The organism is Acinetobacter sp. 102 (assembly GCF_037028485.1).
GTDB lineage: Bacteria > Pseudomonadota > Gammaproteobacteria > Pseudomonadales > Moraxellaceae > Acinetobacter > Acinetobacter higginsii.
Window position 1 is genome coordinate 1 of the sequence record NZ_JAZEZK010000016.1, and the last position, 19,604, is coordinate 19,604.

General features: G+C 39.6%; 19 protein-coding genes. 17 read left to right on the forward strand and 2 right to left on the reverse strand.

From position 1 onward, the window contains the following. The first annotated feature begins 306 nt into the window (after positions 1–306). The 3 genes from WA352_RS15420 to WA352_RS15430 all read left to right on the forward strand — a co-directional run bounded on the left by WA352_RS15420 (position 307) and on the right by WA352_RS15430 (position 4,710). A complete protein-coding gene (locus WA352_RS15420) occupies positions 307–1,323 on the forward strand; it encodes an AraC family transcriptional regulator (RefSeq protein WP_004808393.1) in 1,017 nt (338 codons plus the stop codon). Between the two features lie 528 nt (positions 1,324–1,851). Then, entirely contained in the window at positions 1,852–4,197 is a 2,346-nt protein-coding gene (locus WA352_RS15425; protein ID WP_336143108.1) for a TonB-dependent hemoglobin/transferrin/lactoferrin family receptor, read from the forward strand. A gap of 225 nt (positions 4,198–4,422) precedes the next feature. After that, a complete protein-coding gene (locus WA352_RS15430) occupies positions 4,423–4,710 on the forward strand; it encodes a hypothetical protein (protein ID WP_336143109.1) in 288 nt (95 codons plus the stop codon). Between the two features lie 64 nt (positions 4,711–4,774). Here the strand turns inward: WA352_RS15430 and WA352_RS15435 are convergent, their stop codons facing one another. Further along, positions 4,775–5,701: a LysR family transcriptional regulator gene (locus WA352_RS15435; protein WP_336143110.1), complete on the reverse strand. Its 927-nt coding sequence runs from the start codon at positions 5,699–5,701 to the stop codon at positions 4,775–4,777. Between the two features lie 118 nt (positions 5,702–5,819). Here WA352_RS15435 and WA352_RS15440 point away from each other — a divergent pair, with 118 nt between their 5' ends. The 5 genes from WA352_RS15440 (at position 5,820) to WA352_RS15460 (ending at position 9,571) form a co-directional block, all read left to right on the forward strand. Continuing rightward, positions 5,820–6,800 carry an MBL fold metallo-hydrolase gene (locus tag WA352_RS15440; protein ID WP_336143112.1) on the forward strand — a complete coding sequence of 327 codons (981 nt, stop codon included), beginning with the start codon at positions 5,820–5,822 and terminating at the stop codon, positions 6,798–6,800. A 164-nt stretch (positions 6,801–6,964) separates the two neighbouring features. Beyond that, positions 6,965–7,864 (forward strand): LysR family transcriptional regulator, encoded by a 900-nt coding sequence (locus WA352_RS15445; protein WP_336143113.1) that lies wholly within the window; start codon positions 6,965–6,967, stop codon positions 7,862–7,864. Between the two features lie 143 nt (positions 7,865–8,007). Beyond that, the gene (locus tag WA352_RS15450; protein WP_004808382.1) at positions 8,008–8,337 is read left to right on the forward strand and encodes a hypothetical protein; all 330 of its coding nucleotides are present in this window, start codon (positions 8,008–8,010) and stop codon (positions 8,335–8,337) included. 130 nt (positions 8,338–8,467) lie between these two features. Next, positions 8,468–9,091 carry a methyltransferase domain-containing protein gene (locus tag WA352_RS15455; RefSeq protein ID WP_302924267.1) on the forward strand — a complete coding sequence of 208 codons (624 nt, stop codon included), beginning with the start codon at positions 8,468–8,470 and terminating at the stop codon, positions 9,089–9,091. Between the two features lie 252 nt (positions 9,092–9,343). After that, complete coding sequence (locus WA352_RS15460) at positions 9,344–9,571, forward strand: hypothetical protein (protein ID WP_004808378.1); 228 nt, start codon at positions 9,344–9,346, stop codon at positions 9,569–9,571. A gap of 192 nt (positions 9,572–9,763) precedes the next feature. On the opposite strand, the gene WA352_RS15465 is transcribed toward WA352_RS15460, so the two are convergent. Then, positions 9,764–9,994, reverse strand: a complete 231-nt coding sequence (locus tag WA352_RS15465; RefSeq protein WP_004652770.1) for a hypothetical protein — start codon at positions 9,992–9,994, stop codon at positions 9,764–9,766. Positions 9,995–10,287: 293 nt separating this feature from the next. Here WA352_RS15465 and WA352_RS15470 point away from each other — a divergent pair, with 293 nt between their 5' ends. The 9 genes from WA352_RS15470 to WA352_RS15510 all read left to right on the forward strand — a co-directional run bounded on the left by WA352_RS15470 (position 10,288) and on the right by WA352_RS15510 (position 19,537). After that, the gene (locus WA352_RS15470; RefSeq protein ID WP_004808375.1) at positions 10,288–10,899 is read left to right on the forward strand and encodes a LexA family protein; all 612 of its coding nucleotides are present in this window, start codon (positions 10,288–10,290) and stop codon (positions 10,897–10,899) included. Between the two features lie 4 nt (positions 10,900–10,903). Continuing rightward, entirely contained in the window at positions 10,904–12,202 is a 1,299-nt protein-coding gene (locus tag WA352_RS15475; protein ID WP_336143117.1) for a Y-family DNA polymerase, read from the forward strand. Between the two features lie 178 nt (positions 12,203–12,380). Then, positions 12,381–13,289 (forward strand): AraC family transcriptional regulator, encoded by a 909-nt coding sequence (locus WA352_RS15480; protein WP_336143121.1) that lies wholly within the window; start codon positions 12,381–12,383, stop codon positions 13,287–13,289. 47 nt (positions 13,290–13,336) lie between these two features. Further along, a complete protein-coding gene (locus WA352_RS15485; RefSeq protein ID WP_336143123.1) occupies positions 13,337–14,215 on the forward strand; it encodes an AraC family transcriptional regulator in 879 nt (292 codons plus the stop codon). Between the two features lie 122 nt (positions 14,216–14,337). Next, entirely contained in the window at positions 14,338–15,252 is a 915-nt protein-coding gene (locus WA352_RS15490; RefSeq protein WP_005213373.1) for an alpha/beta hydrolase, read from the forward strand. Positions 15,253–15,345: 93 nt separating this feature from the next. Then, positions 15,346–16,497 (forward strand): NADH-dependent flavin oxidoreductase, encoded by a 1,152-nt coding sequence (locus WA352_RS15495; RefSeq protein ID WP_336143125.1) that lies wholly within the window; start codon positions 15,346–15,348, stop codon positions 16,495–16,497. A 21-nt stretch (positions 16,498–16,518) separates the two neighbouring features. Beyond that, positions 16,519–17,412, forward strand: coding sequence for an AraC family transcriptional regulator (locus WA352_RS15500; RefSeq protein ID WP_336143127.1), 894 nt, complete (start codon positions 16,519–16,521; stop codon positions 17,410–17,412). Between the two features lie 242 nt (positions 17,413–17,654). Then, positions 17,655–18,581 (forward strand): alpha/beta hydrolase, encoded by a 927-nt coding sequence (locus tag WA352_RS15505; protein ID WP_336143129.1) that lies wholly within the window; start codon positions 17,655–17,657, stop codon positions 18,579–18,581. Positions 18,582–18,619: 38 nt separating this feature from the next. Next, complete coding sequence (locus WA352_RS15510) at positions 18,620–19,537, forward strand: alpha/beta hydrolase (RefSeq protein ID WP_336143130.1); 918 nt, start codon at positions 18,620–18,622, stop codon at positions 19,535–19,537. Positions 19,538–19,604: the final 67 nt, after the last annotated feature.

Genomic DNA, 19,604 nt, shown 5'->3' on the forward strand with positions numbered 1-19,604 from the left:
CTGAATGTCGAATAAAAATCACTTTTAACTCTTTCTTTAGCAAAGACACTTTCACAATCTTGAAACTTTCCTTGAAATGATAAGTTTTTTTATAGAAATGATAATTTTTTTATTGAATTTTAAAGTAGATTCTGAGCATTATCTGTGACTAATATCACAAAAAATGGATTTTTTTGCCGCATTAGTTTGAACATGAAAAACTGGATTATCGTTAATTTTTAAGATTGATTAAATAATGTACTTGCATAACTGGTTTTTGATTCCTTCTCTGAGGTGGGCTTTTGGATATGATATGAGTGGGTAGAAATGGTTTTGAGTAATCCTAATCAGGTTAAATTAGTATCTAGTTCGATGCTCAATTTATTGCTTTATTTTTGTGTGGAAAATAATCTTAAAAATGCAAAATATTTGAGTGATTATAAAACAAACGAACTGATCCCAATTGGGGAGTGGACAGAATTATTGGAGGAAATTAATCAAAAAAAACCTAAACCTACACTTGGACTGGAAATATCAAAATATACTCAGCCTAAACACCTTGGTATTTTAGGTTATATTGCTTCATCATGCGAAAATATATTAGAGGTTTTGAATCTTTTTATAAAATACCAAAGACTTTTTTGTGAAACAAAACCTGCAAAAATGTCTATTTCTGATCAATTTATTATCATTAGTTGGGGGGTAGATCCTTATATTAAGAATAATCAATTGGTAGATGAATTATTAATGGGTGTTTTTTATACATTTTTAGGTCAATTAGTTCACCCCAATAAAGTCGAAGTACATAAAGTAAGTTTTAGCTCAGAGAAAACAAAATTTTTTTATAACTATGAAAGTTTTTTTGGATGTCCTGTCGAATTTGAAAGCGAGGATGTTGAGATATATATTCCAATGACGAGTCTTGATCTCGAAGTTTCAAATGCTGATCCTGTATTGAATGATATTTTAATCAAACAAGCAAATCTATTGTTATCAAGACGTCCTAAACTTGATCTTTTTGATGAGCTAATTCAGAAAACCATTATTCAAGCGGTGAGTAAGGGAAATATCAGTGTAGATTATGTTGCAAATAAATTAGGCTTACCCGCCCGCATATTCCAACTTAAATTAAAGCAGCAAGGATATACCTTCAAAGAAAGATTGAATCAGGTTCGTAGAGATTTAGCTTTTGATTATCTTGCCGATCTCAATTTGAGCATTCTGGACATTTCAATGTTATTGGCGTACCAAGAACAGACCTCTTTTATCCGGGCATTCAAGTCATGGACTGGCATGAGTCCGTTACAATATCGGAAGAAAAAAATTTTAAATCATCGTTCGTGATTCTGGCATGTTCCTACTGCAATGTTGCTATGCACGAGGTTCAACTTTAGCTCATCTAGCCAATGCTTGTACCAATCATCATTTATTGGCTATATATCAAGATCATTATAAGTGAGGCATGGATCAAATTCTGAAAATATTCAATCTCTACTTCAATGATTGAAACAAAAACAATTGCAGTACAATACGGATGAGAGCGTTTTAGATGTCTTAAAATTTTTAAGCATCCATTTACATTTATCTAAATGTAAATGATAATTAATATTATTTGTGTAATTTTGCCTAATTAAATGAGATATGTTCCTTCTATCCTCCCAGACAGCAGTTGATTCTGTATTGTTATCTCCCTGTGACTATGCCGTGCTGCTGTCAGACGCTAGTCAATTATATTTGTAGTCTGAATGATTTGGCGTTTGCTGCAAGCGCTTTATTGAAGCTTAATTTTTATTATTTTTTATATCGTTAAAACGTCGATTATTTTAGGACCTTGTTTAGGTTACTGATGATTTTTATCTTCTGGTGAAGTTTATGCCCCAATCTCCCTCTCAAACAAAGGTGATTAAGCCTCTGGTACTGGCTATTGCTTTATCTATGTACACTGTAACCACGCCTGCCTATGCAGATAATACCAAGGTTGTTCTGGCAAACACCGTCACAAAAGTACCGACCGTACAAGACACATTGTCTAAGGCCAATGCTCAGAATCAAATTTATCAAATGACGCCAATTGTCGTGCAGGCAGATAAGGAAGATACCATCCAGTTTGGTCAGAGTGTGTTAAATCAAAAGGCCATAGACCGTTATCAAGCCAACAATGTTGCACAATTGCTGGACCATATGCCAAGTGTGGGTTCGGCAGGTTCACCGCGACCAGGTGGGCAAACCATTAATATCCTTGGTATGGGCGGGGTTGAGGATGTTCCGATTACTTTGGATGACTCGGTCAAAAGTTTTGATAAATATCGACAAGGTTCAGTTTTTATTGAACCTGAACTGTTAAAGAAAATTACGGTCGATAAAGGTCCACATAATGTTGAGGTTGGAAATGGTGGTTTTGGAGGGAAAGTCACCTTAGAAACCAAAGATGCCACTGATTTATTGGTTGATGATAAAAATATTGGGGCTTTTTTGAAATATTCGCGATTTTCCAATAATTCACAAAATACCTATACAGGTGCTGTGTATGGAAAGAGTGAAAATGGTGTCGTTGATGGGATGTTCTACTATACCAATCGAGATAGTGGCGATGTTCAACGCCCTGATGGCAGCAAGTTTTTGTATTCTGCGCAGCAGCAGGATACTTATTTGGCCAAACTCAATTTTCATCCGACAGACAGCCAAAAAATTAGTTTGAATGCGATGCAAAGTGGGCATAAAGGCTGGGAACCATTTGCGGCAATGCGTGATCAAGATGCTGTTCCAACAGAAGCGGATATTAAAAAATATGGATATGAGGAGGCATGGAAACGTCGTTTGGTCTATCGCGATCAAAACGATAGCAGCTATTCAGTCGGATATGAATTAAATCCTGAATCAAACCCCTATGTAAATTTAAAGGCTACAGCATCGTATTCAAAGACCGATCAACATGATCAGAGATTACCGAGCGTGACTGGATCGGCGGCTACACTGGGCAATGAAAGCTGGGTAACTTATACCAATACAGCGTTTAAGCTCAGTAATATCAGTGATATTGTAACTGATTATGGTACGCATAAATTAAAGGTTGGGGCTCAATATCAGAAGATGGAGCAGAACTCTCTCATTTATGATAAGAACAACACCAAAAAACCAGACTATAATTTTGGTTATTATGAGCCAAATTATATGCCTTCAGGCAAACAGCAAATGTTGAGTACCTTTGTGGAAGATCAATACCAGATTGATAATTTCACGATTACACCATCGCTTCGCTATGATCATGTTACCAATACAGGTCATCCAAACCGAGCATCACGTTATAATGATCCGAGCGCAGGGCATGATTATTCCAGCAAGACCTATGCAGGCTGGTCACCACGTTTGGCCTTGGCGTGGAAGCAAGCAGATTATCTCACCTGGTTTGCCAATATCAGTAAAACATGGCGTGCTCCTCGTGTCGACGAGCAATATTATGTGCAATCGGCAATAACCTCTGTACCATCAACCAGTCGTTATTTATTGCCTGAAAAAATGCGCGCAATTCGCCTCGGCAATGAGATGAATTTTGATGATGTTTTTTCAGAACAAGACCATCTACAAGTTCGGTTGACTTATCACCATAATCGGGGTGGCGATGAAATTTTCCGAAATCGATCAACCTTCTGTAAGGCACAAGCGGAAAATAATGCCAATGGTGGAAATGGCAGCATTAATGATTGTAATGGAAACTATAAGCATGGCTTTTATCGTAATGTCACTGACTATACCATCAAAGCCTATGAGACCGAGATTTTCTACAATCAGCCGACTTGGTTCACAGGTTTAACCTATTCTTATATCCGTGGCCAACGCGACAATTCACCTGTAAACCCATGGTTTGAACAAAAAACATGGATGACGGATATCCCTCCGAGAAAAGCAACAGCAACCTTAGGCGTGAATGTGCCTGAACATCATTTAACGATGGGCTGGCGAGGGATCTTTGTTGCTAAACAGGATCGTAGCTTGTCTGATAACGATAAATCGATTGCAGCATCCTCTTTTTCTTTACCCAAAACCAAGGGCTATTCACTGCATGGAGTTTATGCGGATTGGCAACCTGTTGGAGAAAAAGGGCCTACTTTAAATTTCTCAATCGACAATCTATTTAATCGAGACTATAAAATGTATTTAGGTGAATATATGACCGGCACAGGTCGTGATTATAAACTCAGTATTTCACAGCGATTCTAGTGGTCGTGCAGTGTCGTATTTAGCGTAAATTTTTAGCATTTATCCAGCGGGTACAGATGTGAATGGGGATCTAAGCATCTGTACTTCCCCTTAAGAATATAAACATGTCCTGATATGATTAAATATTTAAATTTTCACTAAATGATAATTTTTTAATGCTTTGCTGTTAATTTTTTAATGCCTGCTTTTTATACAATAAAGGGAGCTTTTTGCAGAGCATTGATAATGAAAAAATGGATTTGCTTGACCTGTGGAAAGTACAAAAAAATTGACCCAGATAATTTGAAAACAGGCCAAATTGTTTTCTTTTATCAGTTTAAAATTGATGCAGAAGAAATTCAGAAAATAATAAAACACGGCATTATCTTAAAACGGAAAAACAAAATTTTAACCATATTGGATGAAGGAGAAATTTTCTACTTACTTGATCGGGATGTATATCCGATCGATGCACCTGTTGACTTTATTTATAATATGTTCGGAAAATGTAGCTGTTCCCTATATGACAAATAAGAATAATAGTATTTTGATATTAAATAACATTATTTGGGATGACTGGATTCAGAAAAAGAACTACCTAGTCGCTTAATGCTGGATGTAGTCTGTGCCGTAATCGCGGAATTGAAAAATCTAAAAAGAGTTTTGTTGCCAATAAAATATTTTCTCGTGTTGGTATAAGTGCATTCACTAAAGATGCTTGAGGTGACCATGGCGAATCAGGTTTAAAGACATTTACAAATTGGCCAGAATTCAGTTCATGAGCACATAAATACCAGGGCAGAACAGCAGCTCCCATGCCTTGTTGCACAGCCGATTTGAGTACCGACATATTGCCACAACTGATATAAGGCTCGAGCAATACTGTATTTAAGTCATTATTTTGACTGGTGAATATCTGAGAAATCAGGTTTTTTTGCACGCCTAAAGCAATAAAACTTAACTGTTTGAGTTGTTCTGGAAACTCAATTTTTTCTTTATCACTCATATAATCCTGACTGGCAACCAGTATCATCGGTAAATCGCAGACAGGGCGAATAATTAAACTCGAGTCAGTGAGGAGCTTGGAGGAGATTCGAAAAACCAGATCGACTTGCGCACTGATCAAATCAATATTGTGATCTGATGTGTTGATGATCAGGCGTATCTTAGGATATTTTTGTAAGAACAAATCAAGAATAGGCAGCAATGCTTCTTGTGCAAAGGTTGAGGAACATCCGATTCTTAATGTTCCTTTTGGGTCACCAGCAAGGTCTGTTGCAACCGCAAAAGCATTTTGTGCGGCCTGTTTTAATGCTTTTGCATGAATATAGACTTCTTCACCTGCTGGCGTCAGAACAACATTGCGTGTATTGCGATGCAATAAACGAACACCAATTCTATTTTCCAGTTCTGCAATATGTCGACTGAGTTTAGAGCGCTGTACGCCTAAATCACGTGCCGCAGCTGAAAATCCAGCATGCTCGACCACCTCAACGAATAATAAGAGATCATCCAGTTTTTGCATGGCGGCCCAATCCATTATTGTTGCTAATTTTAGGACAGTATATTGTGGATTTTGTGGGTTTTGTCAGAGGCCTGAACTTGTTAGATTGATCTCCGTGAAATCTATGCAGGGTTTGTCGGTGAGCACGTTTAAAAATCAAATAATTAGGGCATTTTTGAGCTATAAATTTTTTGTAGCATTATTGCTGTCATTGCCTCTAAGCCCTGTTTTTGCGAAAGATAATGGGATTGCCGTAGATCAATCGATCTATCGGAATCGTGCTGTGTTAGCGGATTTTACCGCGGCATCCTGTCCAGATAATCCAAGAAGCTTAACGCAAGTCAGAGGCAATCTGTACCGACATACTACGGGTGCAGGCTTAGCTGTACATAGCGGTTTAGTTTTGATCACTAAAGAAGGTGCTTTGGTGATTGATCCAGCGATGACCTGCACATCGACATGGCTAAAAGATGAAATCAAGAAACGTTTTGATGTGCCTGTAAAATATGTGGTCTATACCCATGCACATGCGGACCATATCAGTGGTGGGCAGATCTTTAAAGCGGATGGGGCAACTATTGTTGCCAATCAACGTAGTCTTGAACCGATCGTGGGGGAAAAGTTAGCCACAGCATTACCAGATCGCGTTTTTGATCAGGACATGAAAATTAGCTTAGGGGGTGAGGAGGTTTTATTACATTACGTTGCACCGAGCCATTCAGACAGTATGGTCATGGTACTGTTTCCAAAATATAAAGCACTGCAATGTACCGATGTGTGTGAAAGTAAAAGCATGCCATACAATGACTTTTTAGATTTTTATTACACTGGCTGGATTGATAGCTTGGATTGGGTGATCAAGCAAGATGTCGATTTTATTGATGTTGGACATTATAGCCCTGCCACACGTGAAGATCAGATCGCATTGCGTCATTATATTGTCGACTTGCATCAACAAGTTTTGGATTTGGTTCGTGCAGGACAGTCGTGGGATCAGCTCTATCGTAATGTCAAATTTAGCCCCGAAGTTCAGAACTGGATTGGTTTCAGTACGATGAAAATACCGAATATTCAAGGCATGTATCGTTGGGTAGCCAATCATCGTCGGGGGAACTGGTAGACCATTTGACCAGATAAAATAATGGCTTTTCTGTTGAGATAGAGCAGCAGCCACTTATATCAAGTTGATGATTTCGTATGAAAGGGCAAATTCATGTGATGCATTATGTTGAAATGTAAAACCAGTGATGGAATTGATTTGGAACGCGTCTGAACAACAGATGAATGAGTATTAAAGTGTTAGAAATTAAAGATTTAGAAACGTTTATATATGCTGTTGAAAACTCTTCTTTAACTGTAACTTCAGAAAAGCTAGGTATTGATCAATCTACGGTAACCAAACGCATCAATAATATTGAGAAAAAACTAAAAGGAAAGCTATTCAATCGTAAAAGCCGACCTTTGCAGCTTACGCATTTGGGAGAGCAAGTATATTTTAAAGGTCGTTATATCCTCGAACAAATGGAACAATTAGAGTATTTTCATCAGCAAGAGGTTCTTCCAAATCAAGAAAAAATGAGCATCGGGGTTCCAATTACCTTGGTGGATGATCTCTCGGAGTATATTTATGAAAGGTATAAGCACGACCATTATTTGGCAGGGGTAGAAATACAAAGTGGTTGGGGGCGAAGTCTAATTCAGCGAGTCGCTGAGAGTGAGTTACCGCTTGCAATTGTAATGATTCCTTCCAATATTAATCTTGCGAACCATTTATTTTTCTTGAGCATTGGGACTTTACCTTTGGTTGTGGTTTCGGCCAGAACTGGCGTGAAAGAACATACTAGTTTGGAGCGATGCAGTAAGAAAGGTTGGGTGATCCACCCTGAAGGATGTTGCTTTAGAGAATGCTTAAATAAAGAACTAAAGGAACGAAAGTTGTTCCTATATGCCAATAAAGAAATCTTCGGGATAGAACCGCAGTTACACAGTATTTTAAATGGAGATGGTTTGGGGATTTTCCCAAAGCCTTTTATCGATCAGCACTCGGCATTTAACTCTGACCTTGAAATTGTGGCGCTCGAAGATTTTAATGTTAGTGTTAATGTAGGCATTATTTATGCTGATCAGCGTCATTTAAATGAAGTGAATTATTTCGCAAAAATTGTGAAAGAGCGGTACTTCTAGCCAGTTAGCATGGCAAAGATTGGACTTGCTCTTTAAAAAAAAAGCTCAAATGCTGCAAATTGGGGGATAAGATTTAACGTAATAAGCGTGAGTACACATGTTAAGATAAAGCATCAAAATTCAAAACAAGCTAGGGCTTGAGCATGAGAAGAACATTAGGTTTGATGTCTGTTCTGATCGCATCAACGGGGATTTTTGCAACTGAACTACCAGTGGAACAGCAGAGTGAGCGAGTTGCTCCTATTAATTCAGCATTACAAAAAAGCAAGGATTCTTTGATTAAACAGTCTACGAAAAAAGCAGATATTGATGAAGAAGTTGATACTCAGGCTTTGAAATTAGGTGGGATTCATCGTCGAGAAGATGCCAGACAATACCTTGAGTTAAAAAATGAAATAGAAGAGAGCCGTGAACAGCCCGGTGATAAAACCAAAAATCAGAAAGAAATATCTAATGTGGTGACACAGAAGTAGATTTTATTTGATGTTTGGGGACAAATTAATTCTGTAGCTATCACGCTGTTCGCGCCAGTGCCATAATCACCAGATAATTTTTCATTTCGCTGATGCTGGAGTGTCCGATTAGCGCTGAGAAGGAACTCTAATGAGCAGAAATTATTGGGAAGAAGTGTATCAATCCAAACAAGCTGACCAAGTCAGTTGGTATCAACAGCAGCCAAGTCAAACACTTACTTTTATTGAGTCTCTAAATTTACCGCTTGATGCCAAGCTGATTGATGTGGGCAGTGGCGCCTCTCTTTTGATTGATCATCTGCTTGAAGCCGGCTATCAATATTTGCATGTACTTGATTTATCTGAAACTGCATTAGATATAACCCGAGCAAGGTTAACTGCAAAGAGCTTAGACAGTCGCCATGTGCATTGGTTAGTTGCAGATGTGTGTACGGTTGCGCTTGCGTCTCAATTTTTTGATGTGTGGCATGATCGTGCGGTATTTCATTTTATGCTGACAGAGGGGCAACAGGAACAATATCTACACAATGTACGTCAAACATTAAAGCCAAGCGGATATCTGATTTTGTCTACTTTTGCTGAAGATGGGCCAACACAATGCAGTGGCTTAATGGTAGAGCGTTATAGTTTGGCTAAGTTGAGTCACAAACTGGACAAAGATTTTATATTGTTGCGCCATGAGTTTGAGCTACATATTACCCCTTGGGGCACAGAGCAAAAATTTCTCAATACAATCTGGCAATTCAGAAACTAATATTTTTAAAAAATCTGCCTCTCATTTAAATCATAAAGAGAGGTGAATTATTTTGAAACGTTTTAAGCGTTAATGTAACTCGATGGTTAATTAAATATTAACGAAATTTATAAATTAAAAGTTAATTTCAATGGCTTAGCGGTTTAAACAATAAAAAGATAATACTTATAACTCTTGTTACAACGATTTTATCGACAAGTTATCGAAAATTTCCCATAGTCCTATGAACCTATAGATATTGGGAGAACTGTTATGGATAAGATTACAGTCATCGTCAAGGACCAAGAAGAAAACGAATCGATTGTCGTTGCACAGCTGAATGATTTAGAAGACCGTGATATTCCTTTTTTTAAACGGGTTGAACATATTGAAGTAGAAGGAAATATCATTTTTCCGAATATTGACTTATTGTTTGAAAGTGGTACTGACGGTAAAATTTATAAGTTGGTTGCACCTGTGAATGACAAAAGATTTATCTGAATTTAAACCGATGATTCAACCTTATAAAAAGGCCCACTGATGCGATTGCAATCTGTGGGTTTTTTATTTGAGAGTATTAAAATAATGTACAAGTTGAAGCGTATTTAAGTTGAAAATAAAGAGCTTGTTGAGTGAGATCATGGTACAAGCTCTTTTTATAGCGCAAGGTCATATTGAATCGATATGTTTTTATCAATGAATGGGGTTAAGACCTTTAACAATGTCATTAAACTCTGAACCATTTAACCAAAAAGATTTCTTTAAAAAAAGTGTGGTCATAATACTTTCTGCGGCTTCACTATTTTGGTTGTCACAAAATAGTCCGTAGCTATCACCTAACACAGTATTGTTCTCGATCAGGCGAATAAAGAAAGCATGTTGTTCGTCAGCATAACCAAGAATAGCATCACGTCGATTGTTCATTTTTCATGTCTCCACATCAAAAATATTTGAATAAAACCTAACTGCTGAGAGATCAAATAGATTAATGAATTAGATCAATGGCTTAACATTTTTGAACTGAGTAAAAATAAGATAAGTCATTCATTTAAAACATTAATTTTAGTTTGTCTTATACATCCTTGTCTAAGTTAAACAAGCTAAAATCTGATCTATGGATTCATTGTTATGCAAAATTAATTGTACGTCAACTTGAATTTGTAACTTTTTCAAGTTAAATTATTTGAAAGTATTTTAAGCTTGGGTAGGGGGAAGTTATGTCCAAAAAAACTGAATTTGAACATGGGGGGGCAAGAAGCAATGCAGGGCGGAAGGCACAGTTCACTGAGCCAACCAAAGTCATCCGTGTTCCCGAATCTCAAGTCGATTTCATCAAAAATTGGTTACTGAATAATGTCAAAACGGGTAATCAAACTGATTTGACGACATCAATGAAAATACAGAATGTCCAAGCTAAGAATGATCGACTTTATCACATTCCACTGGCAACGGAACGTGTTGCCGCTGGTTTTCCGTCGCCTGCCCAAGACCATGTTGAACAAGCTTTAGATTTAAATGAATTTTTAATTCGTAACGAAAATTCTACTTTCATTGTGAAAGCAAATTCACTTTCAATGTTAGATGCAGGCATTGATATCGATGATCCTTTGGTGGTAGATCGTAGTCTTCCTGCCAAATCTGGGGATATTGTAATTGCCTTGATTGACAATGATTTTACCGTGAAGCGTTTAATGGTTGATCACCATTTCAGCCCACCTAAAGTGTGGTTAAAAGCAGAGAATCCTGACTACCAGAATATTTATATTAGCGAGGGACAAGAGTTACTAATCTGGGGTGTTGTGACCTATAACTTGAAACCAATGAGATAAGCCTATGAGCCTGCCTCAACGTATTTTTGCTTTGATTGACGTGAATAACTGCTATGTCAGTTGTGAGCGTGTGTTTAATCCAAAGCTGGAAAATCGTCCTGTGGTGGTGTTGTCCAATAACGATGGTTGTGTGGTTTCTCGTTCCTATGAGGCGAAACAGCTTGGTATTCGGATGGCGGTGCCTTTTTTTCAGATTGAAGAGATTATTCAACGGCATCAAGTTGAAGTTTTTTCAAGTAATTATGCCTTGTATGCGGAAATGTCGCGCCGTTTCATGAATATATTGGGCAGCTTTGTCGATCCATGCGAGCAGGAAGTATATTCGATTGATGAATGCTTTCTAGAGTTAACCGCCTATCAACAAAGTTATGATTTGACTGCGTACGCTCATCAGATTTTAGATACCGTCAAAAACTGGTTAGGCTTGCCGTGCTGTATCGGCATTGGTTATTCCAAAACTCAGGCCAAACTTGCCAATAATCTCGCCAAAACCAATGCCTGTTTTAATAGTGTCTGTAATATTGTTGCGGAAGATCCCTGCGTGATTGAAGATTTGTTGCAGCATATGCCCGTAGGGGAAGTGTGGGGTGTGGGCCGTAAGATTAGACAACGCCTAGAAAAAATGAATGTCTACTCGGTGATGGATTTGCTGCAAGCAGATGCGAAAATGATGGGAAAGTATTTTTCAGTGCTGATGGAAAATACCGTCAAAGAATTACAAGGTATGGCTTGCTTAGAACTTGAGGATGTTGTGACAGACCGTCAACAGGTGTTGAGTAGTCGTTCATTTGGACAGCCGATTCAGGAGAAAAGTGATTTAAGTGGCGCACTGACTGAATTTAGTTTACGTGCCATAGAGCGCTTACGCCATCAGAAATTATTATGTAAGGCGGTTGGTGTAAGTATTCGTACCAACCGCTTTAATAAGGACCAGTATTACCGACCTTATACAGTGGTGTATTTGCCTGACTACAGTGATGATCGTTTAGAGATTATCAAAGCGGTACAGCAGGGGCTTGATCGAATTTATCAAGCTGGACATCGTTATAAAAAAGCGGAAGTGATTTTGTTAGACATCATTCCGCAACATAGTCATGCTGTTGATTTATTCCATGATACTGATGAACTGATTGCTCGAAGAAATCTTTCGATAGCATTTGATGGAATTAATGAAAAGTTCGGACGCGACACTATGACGTTGGGGCGTTTAATCACACCTCATGGGCGGGCATGGCGTATGACGCAAAATCATAAATCACCAAGTTATTTGACTAACTGGGATCAAGTTTTAAAGATCGGATAAGCTGGCTATTTACTGTTAATCATTACTAAACCCTTATTTACTCATTTTGAGCTGCATGATAAATCTTGAGTCAGTGCATTTTATTGAAGCGAAAAGTGTATTTGATCCTATAGGCTAATGTTTTATTATCAATGAATTGCTTCTATTTTTAAACTTCATCGGGATAAATAAATTTGCTATGGCGACCTCTGTTGAAAGAAATGTAAGTATGGATCAGTTGACTCAGGTAGTTTCGAATTTTGCTGAGCAATCTGGTGATCACATTTCTGCGATTCCTCAACTTTCGTTTCACAGTCGAATGCATCCGACTGACAGTACGCATTGTATTTATAACTTGGGAATTGGCATTATTTTGCAGGGGCAAAAACAAGTTGTAATTGGTGATCAAGTCTATCAATGCGTTGAAGGGCAAAGTATGTTGACCACCATTGATTTACCCGTCACCTCGCATATCGTGCAAGCATCACCACAGAAACCATTTTTAGCGGTTCTATTATTGCTTGATTTACAAATGGTGAATCAGGTTGTGGCAGAAATGCCTACACAAAACAGCACGGCTGTAGAAGATATACATCATTCTTTTACGGTGGAAGCTGTTGATACACCTTTGATTGATGCTTTTTTAAGATTGATTAAGGTATTAGATGAACCGCTGATGTTGCCTCATTTAGCACCTTTGATTCAGAAAGAAATTATTGTCCGTGTGCTCAATGGTCCGCATGGCACATATTTACGTCAGTTGGTGAAATCGGGTTCGGCCAATCAAAAGATCCACCAAGTGGTGAATTGGTTAAAGCATAATTATGTGCAGCCAATGCGTATGGACGATCTAGCCAATCAAGCATTTATGAGTCCATCGACATTTAGGCAACATTTCCGTGCCGTAACGGGGATGAGTCCGTTGCAATACCAAAAGCAGTTACGTTTACAGGAAGCACGGCATTTGATGTTTAACCAAAATGTTGATGCAGGGCGAGCCGCTGGTTTGGTCGGTTATGAAAGTGCCTCACAGTTTAGCCGTGAATATAGCCGTTTATTTGGTGAGTCTCCGCAACGCGACATCCAACGTATGCGACAAGGTTTATAAACGGCTCTTTTGTATGAAGGCAGATGTGGGATTAGATAGGTTGAGTTATGTATGCATCAGATCAAACAAAAGATTTGGTTAAAATATTAGCTGATAAGGTTGATGGGCTTATCCATGCTGATGACTTCTCAACTGAAATCACAGGTTTTTCTTTACATCGACGTACAGCCAAACAGTCTATTCATTGCATTTATGGACTTGGTCTAGGCATTGTTTTACAAGGACAAAAAGAGGTTCTTATTCGGGATAAAGTATATCGCTATGGTGCTGGTCAAAGCATGCTAACCACTATTGATTTGCCCGCCATTAGTCGAGTGACACAGGCATCTTATCAAGAACCTTTTCTCGGAATGATGCTGTCACTGGACTTGAACTTGATTATTGAAACTGTACAGGCATTAGATGACAAGATTAAGCTAAAAAATCTGCCTGCATTTTCAATTGAGTATCTCGATAGCGCTCTGGTGAATACATTGACTCGTTTGGTGGATTTAATCGAAGAACCCACAATGATTGAGCAACTGGCACCGATCATCAAGCAAGAAATTATTCTTCGTTTACTGGTCGGACAACACGGTGTTTATTTGCGTAATTTAGTCAAGGCAAGTGTCTCGGATCAAAATATTTTTACCTTGATTCAATGGTTGAGACATCATTTTCTTCAGGAAAATTGCATACAAGATGCCTTTGAACAGGCCAATATGAGTGCTGCGACATTAAGAAATCATTTCAAACAAATCACGGGTATGACTCCGCTGCAGTATCAAAAACAGTTGCGCTTACAAGAGGCCAGAAAGCTGATCTTATCCCAAGCAATGAATATGCAGCAGATTGCCGATTTGGTTGGTTATGAGAGTCAGTCGCAATTTACTCGCGAATATTCACGATTATTTGGCAGTACGCCCAGTCGAGATTTACAACAATAAAACCTCAGAATAGGCAAACTATTTTTAAAAATAGGCAACTTTGATTTGCAGCGAGTCTCTAAACTGATGTTATCAGCAAAGAGATCTTTGCTTACTCTTTCCTACATTCAAGAGGTGAAGAAATGGAAGCAGTCAAAATCAAAAATACCTATTGGGATATTGCCGCAGATTTATATTTTCCACCTGAATTTGATCAAACTAAAAAATATCCAACCATTATTAGCGCACATCCGATTGGTAGTTGCAAAGAACAGACCTCAGGCAATGTTTATGGTGAAGCACTCGCTAAAGCGGGTTTTGTGGTGATTGCATTCGATGCCAGTTTCCAAGGCGAAAGTGGAGGAGAACCACGTTATATTGAAGATCCATCACTCCGTGTTGAAGACTTTCGCGTTGTGGTTGATTATCTGGTCACACTCAATTATGTCGATGAAAATCGAATTGGCGTCTTGGGCATCTGTGGGGGTGGAGGTTACTCGATCAATGCAGCCATGACTGAACGCCGTATTAAAGCTGTAGGAACCATTACAGGTGCGAACTATGGACGGGTCATGCGTGAAGCCAGTGGCGGTAATCCGATTGCATTCTTAGAAGCCATTGCTGCTCAAAGAACAGCTGAAGCAAGAGGTGCAGCACTTCGGGTTGATCAAGGTCTATATCCAACGGTAGAAGCAGCAAAAGCCGATCATGCCGATATCGACCCATTAGAAGCAACCGAATATTACCGTACAGCACGTGGCGAAAAGCCGAATGGTGTTAATAAAACAGTGTTCTCTCACAATGCTGTTGCTGTGGGTTGGGATGCTTTCCACTTGGCCGAAATCCTATTAACTCAGCCCCTGATGATTATTGTGGGGAGTAAACCTGGTGGTTTCGGTGCTTATCGTGATGGTTTTGAAATCATCAATCGTGCTGCATCAAAAAATAAAGAGTTGGTGGTTGTCGAAGGGTGGTCTCATTACGATCTATATGACAAAGCCGAGCCAGTCAAAATTGCTTTAGATAAGCTCATTCCATTCTATCAAGCCAATCTTTAATTCTGACTTGTTGTTCAAAAAACGGTGTTTTTGAGTTGGTCAGGTGACTGATCAACTTTCTATTTTTGCAAAATCTCCTGTTGGAGGTGAATCATGGTGTGTTCAGTGAATCCTAAATTATTCCAGTCTTTTCAATTAACCCCAGATTTGAGTTTACGGAATCGAATCGTCATGGCGCCAATGACCACTTGGTCAGCAAATGAAGACGGCACGATTTCAGCTCAGGAGCTTGAGTACATGCGTAAGCGTGTGAAAGAGGTTGGCTTGGTGATCACAGGTTGTACCCATGTGCAAGAAAATGGGATTGGCTTTACCCGCGAGTTTGCTGGCTTTGATGATCGCTTTATACCCAGTCTGACCCAATTGGCTCAAGCCGCTAAAAGTGGCGGAGCGCCTGCAATCCTACAAATTTTTCATGCAGGTATCAAAGCGATTCCAAACTTGATTGCTGATGCAGATGTTGTCAGTGCAAGTCGCTTGGCAATTACTGCGGGTCCGTTTAAGGCTGAACAACTTTCCAGTCGAGCATTATCTCACGATGAAGTTTTGCAGTTGATTGATGATTTTGGTGAAGCAACCCGTCGAGCGATTGAAGCTGGATTTGATGGGGTTGAGTTGCATGGTGCACATGGCTTTATCATTCAAAACTTTTTTTCACCTTTATATAACCAACGTGATGATGCATGGGGCGGTTCACTCGAAAAACGAATGGCATTTCCGTTAGCCGTGGTCGCGGAAGTGCAGCGTGTTATTCAACAACATGCGCAAGGTCCTTTTGCATTGGGTTATCGTATTTCTGTTGAAGAGTACGAAGACAATGGTTTGTCTATTGCAGACAGTCTGGAGCTGATTGATCAGTTAATTGCAACTGAGATTGACTATTTACATGTGTCTTTAGCCGATGTACTGCATTCGGTGCCTAAACATGATCTTCAGCAGCAGCTTAGTATTCAACATGTATTAAAACGGGTGGCAGATCGAATTCCTGTGATTGCTGCAGGTTTGTTACGCACACCTCAACAGGCTGAACAAGCTTTAGGTCTCGGGTTACCGCTGATTGCCATTGGTAAAGCCTTGGTGATGAATCCGAACTGGGTCGCGTTGGCACAGCTTGGACAATTCGATGAGATTGCCCTTGAACTAAATCCTGCTGATGTTCCTGAATTGAGTATTCCTGAGCATCTCTGGCAGGAAATACAAGTCAGGGAAGGTTGGTTCAAACTACGTAGCACTGAAACGATTTAAGCCACTCGAGAGGATCAAACGATGATTGCAGAAAACACCCGTGATGTAATCGCCTTATTATCAAATAGCGTAAATCGTCTGATTCAAACCGATGGCGATCATCAAACAGCGATTCCTGCCTTATCTTTACATCGCCGTTCAGCAGCCAGTGCGACACATTGTATCTATAACTTGGGGCTGGGGATTGTATTACAGGGTGAAAAGCAGATTATGATTGGGGACCAGATTTTGACCTATAGCGCAGGTCAATCCATGTTGACCACAATCGATATTCCTGTGATTAGCCATACACGTCAAACTAGTCACCACCAGCCTTTTTTAGGTTTAATGTTGTTACTTGATGTGCCGATGATTACTGCCATGGTTGGCGAGATGGGGCAGATCCATTTGAAAGAAAAAGTTCAGCCCTCATTTGGTATTCAAACAATGGATTACACACTGCTTGAAGCGATGAGTCGATTGGTAAATTTACTGGATGAACCCGTGTTATTGCCACAGCTTGCGCCAATCTTGCAACAAGAGATCATGATTCGTTTATTGACTGGGCCGAATGGGGTGTATCTGCGTCAATTGATTAAAACTGGTTCAGTCAGTCAAAAAATTGCGAAGGCTGTCGCTTGGTTAAAGCACAATTTCGTACAGGTAATTCGTATGGATGATTTGGCTGAGCAGGTCTATATGAGCCCCTCAACCTTTAGGCAGCATTTTCGTGAAATTACAGGTATGAGCCCGTTGCAGTATCAAAAGCAACTTCGTTTACAGGAGGCTCGACATTTAATGCTGAATCAACACTTTGATGTCGGGCATGCCGCGGGCTTGGTTGGTTATGAAAGTGCATCACAATTTAGCCGTGAATACTCACGTTTATTTGGTACTGCACCGCAACGAGATATTCAGGAATTACAACTCATTTAAATGTTTTATCTTTTATAAAGATTTAGCCTGATTTCTTATGGGGAGATAGGCTTTTTATTTTATATGTAATTGAAAAATATTGTTAAAATCTTAATAAATATGAATAAACAAAATAGGCAAAATTCCTGTTGGAATAGGCAATTCAATCACATTCGATCCTCCTATACTGAGTACATAGAAAGATAGAAATCCAAGCTGAAACGGATTGTCATCATGCATAATTTACGAGTGAGGTACTCAGTATGCAAACTGTGAAATATAAAAACCTAGCATGGGAGTCGGCAGCTAATATCCTGTTCCCAAATGATTTCGATAAAAGCAAAAAGTATCCTGCCATTGTCAGTGTTCACCCAATTGGAAGCTGTAAAGAACAAACTTCAGGCAATATTTATGGTCAAGCCTTAGCGGATGCAGGCTTTGTGGTACTGGCCATCGATGCATCATTCCAAGGTGAAAGTGGTGGTGAACCACGTTTTATCGAAAATCCATATCATCGCGTTGAAGATATTCGTTATGCCGTCGATTATTTGGTCACTCAAGATTTTGTCGATGAAAATCGTATTGGTGCTTTAGGTGTCTGTGGTGGAGGTGCTTATGTACTCAACACGGCGATGACCGAGAAACGGATCAAAGCCGTGACCTCAATCACGGGCGTGAACTTTGGCCGTATGACCCGTGAAGGTTATGGTGGCACAGGTGAAGCTTTAATTGCAGGGCTTGAAGCCATTGCCCAACAACGTACTGCTGAAGCTCGTGGTGCAGCATTGTTGGTGAATGATTTACTGCCACCATCCGTAGAGGAAGGCAAAAAAGCGGGAATTACCGATATTGATCCACTCGAAGCGACTGAATACTACAAAACTGCGCGTGGTCAGCAACCGAATGGTGCAACCAGTGCCTTATTCTCCCGCATGAGTGTGGCTTTGGGCTGGGATGCATTTCATTTGGCTGAAGTCTTATTAACTCAACCGATTTTAGTCGTGATCGGTGACAAACCAGGTGCATTCGGTGCTTATCGTGATGGCCATGAAATTGTACGTCGTGCAGCATCGACGCAAAAAGAGTTGTTTGTTTTAGAAAATACCTCGCATTACCAATTATACGATCAAGCTGAGCCTGTTGCTAAAGCACTGGCAAAAGTAATCCCATTTTTTAAAGCACATCTTTAAGTTTGAAACACAAAAAATCTCAATAGAGGAATATGAAAATGTCAAAAGAAATCAGTATCCAAAATCATAATGGTCAAGGGATTACCCTTGCAGCAGTGATCAACTTCCCCGAAGGTTTTGATGAAACTAAAACCTATCCTGCAGTGGTGGTGAGTCATCCTGGTGGTGGTGTCAAAGAGCAAACGGCTGGTTTATATGCGCGTAAGCTGGCTGAACATGGCTTTGTAACAATTGCCTACGATGCTTCATATCAAGGTGCGAGTACAGGTTTACCACGTCAGTTAGAAAACCCGTATATCCGTACTGAAGATGTTAGTGCCGTGATTGATTATTTAACAACACTGCCTTATGTCGACAATAACCGTATTGGTGCGATGGGGATTTGTGCGGGTGCAGGTTATACCGCAAATGCAGCCATCAATGATCGTCGTATTAAAGCGGTGGGTATGGTGAGTGCCGTTAACATTGGTCAAATGTTCCGTAATGGCTGGGAGAACAATGTTAAAGATGCAGATGCGATCCCTTATATCCAAGCAGGTACAGATGCTCGAACTTCAGATGCCAGTGGTGCCGAAATTGCAACGATTCCGCTTGCGCCATTGAGAGAAGAAGATGCACCGAATGAGGAATTGCGTGAAGCATGGGAATATTACCATACCCCACGTGCGGAACATCCCAATGCACCAGGTTTTGCCACTGCACGCAGTTTAACTCAAATCATTACTTACGATGCCTATAACAAAGCTGAAGCATTTTTTACTCAACCTTTATTGGCCATTGCAGGCAGTGTAGCAGGCAGTAAATGGATGAGTGAGGACTTGATCAATCGTGCAGCAAGTACCGATAAGCAACTTTATGTAGTAGTCGGAGCCAACCATATGTCTCTCTACGACAAACTAAATTTTGTTGATGAAGCGGTAGGCCAATTGGTTCCATTCTTTAGCACAAAACTTTAATCACACGCATTTAAAGTATTCCAACAGGTCACTTTAAAGTGGCCTGTTTTTTTTCGAGATATTGGAG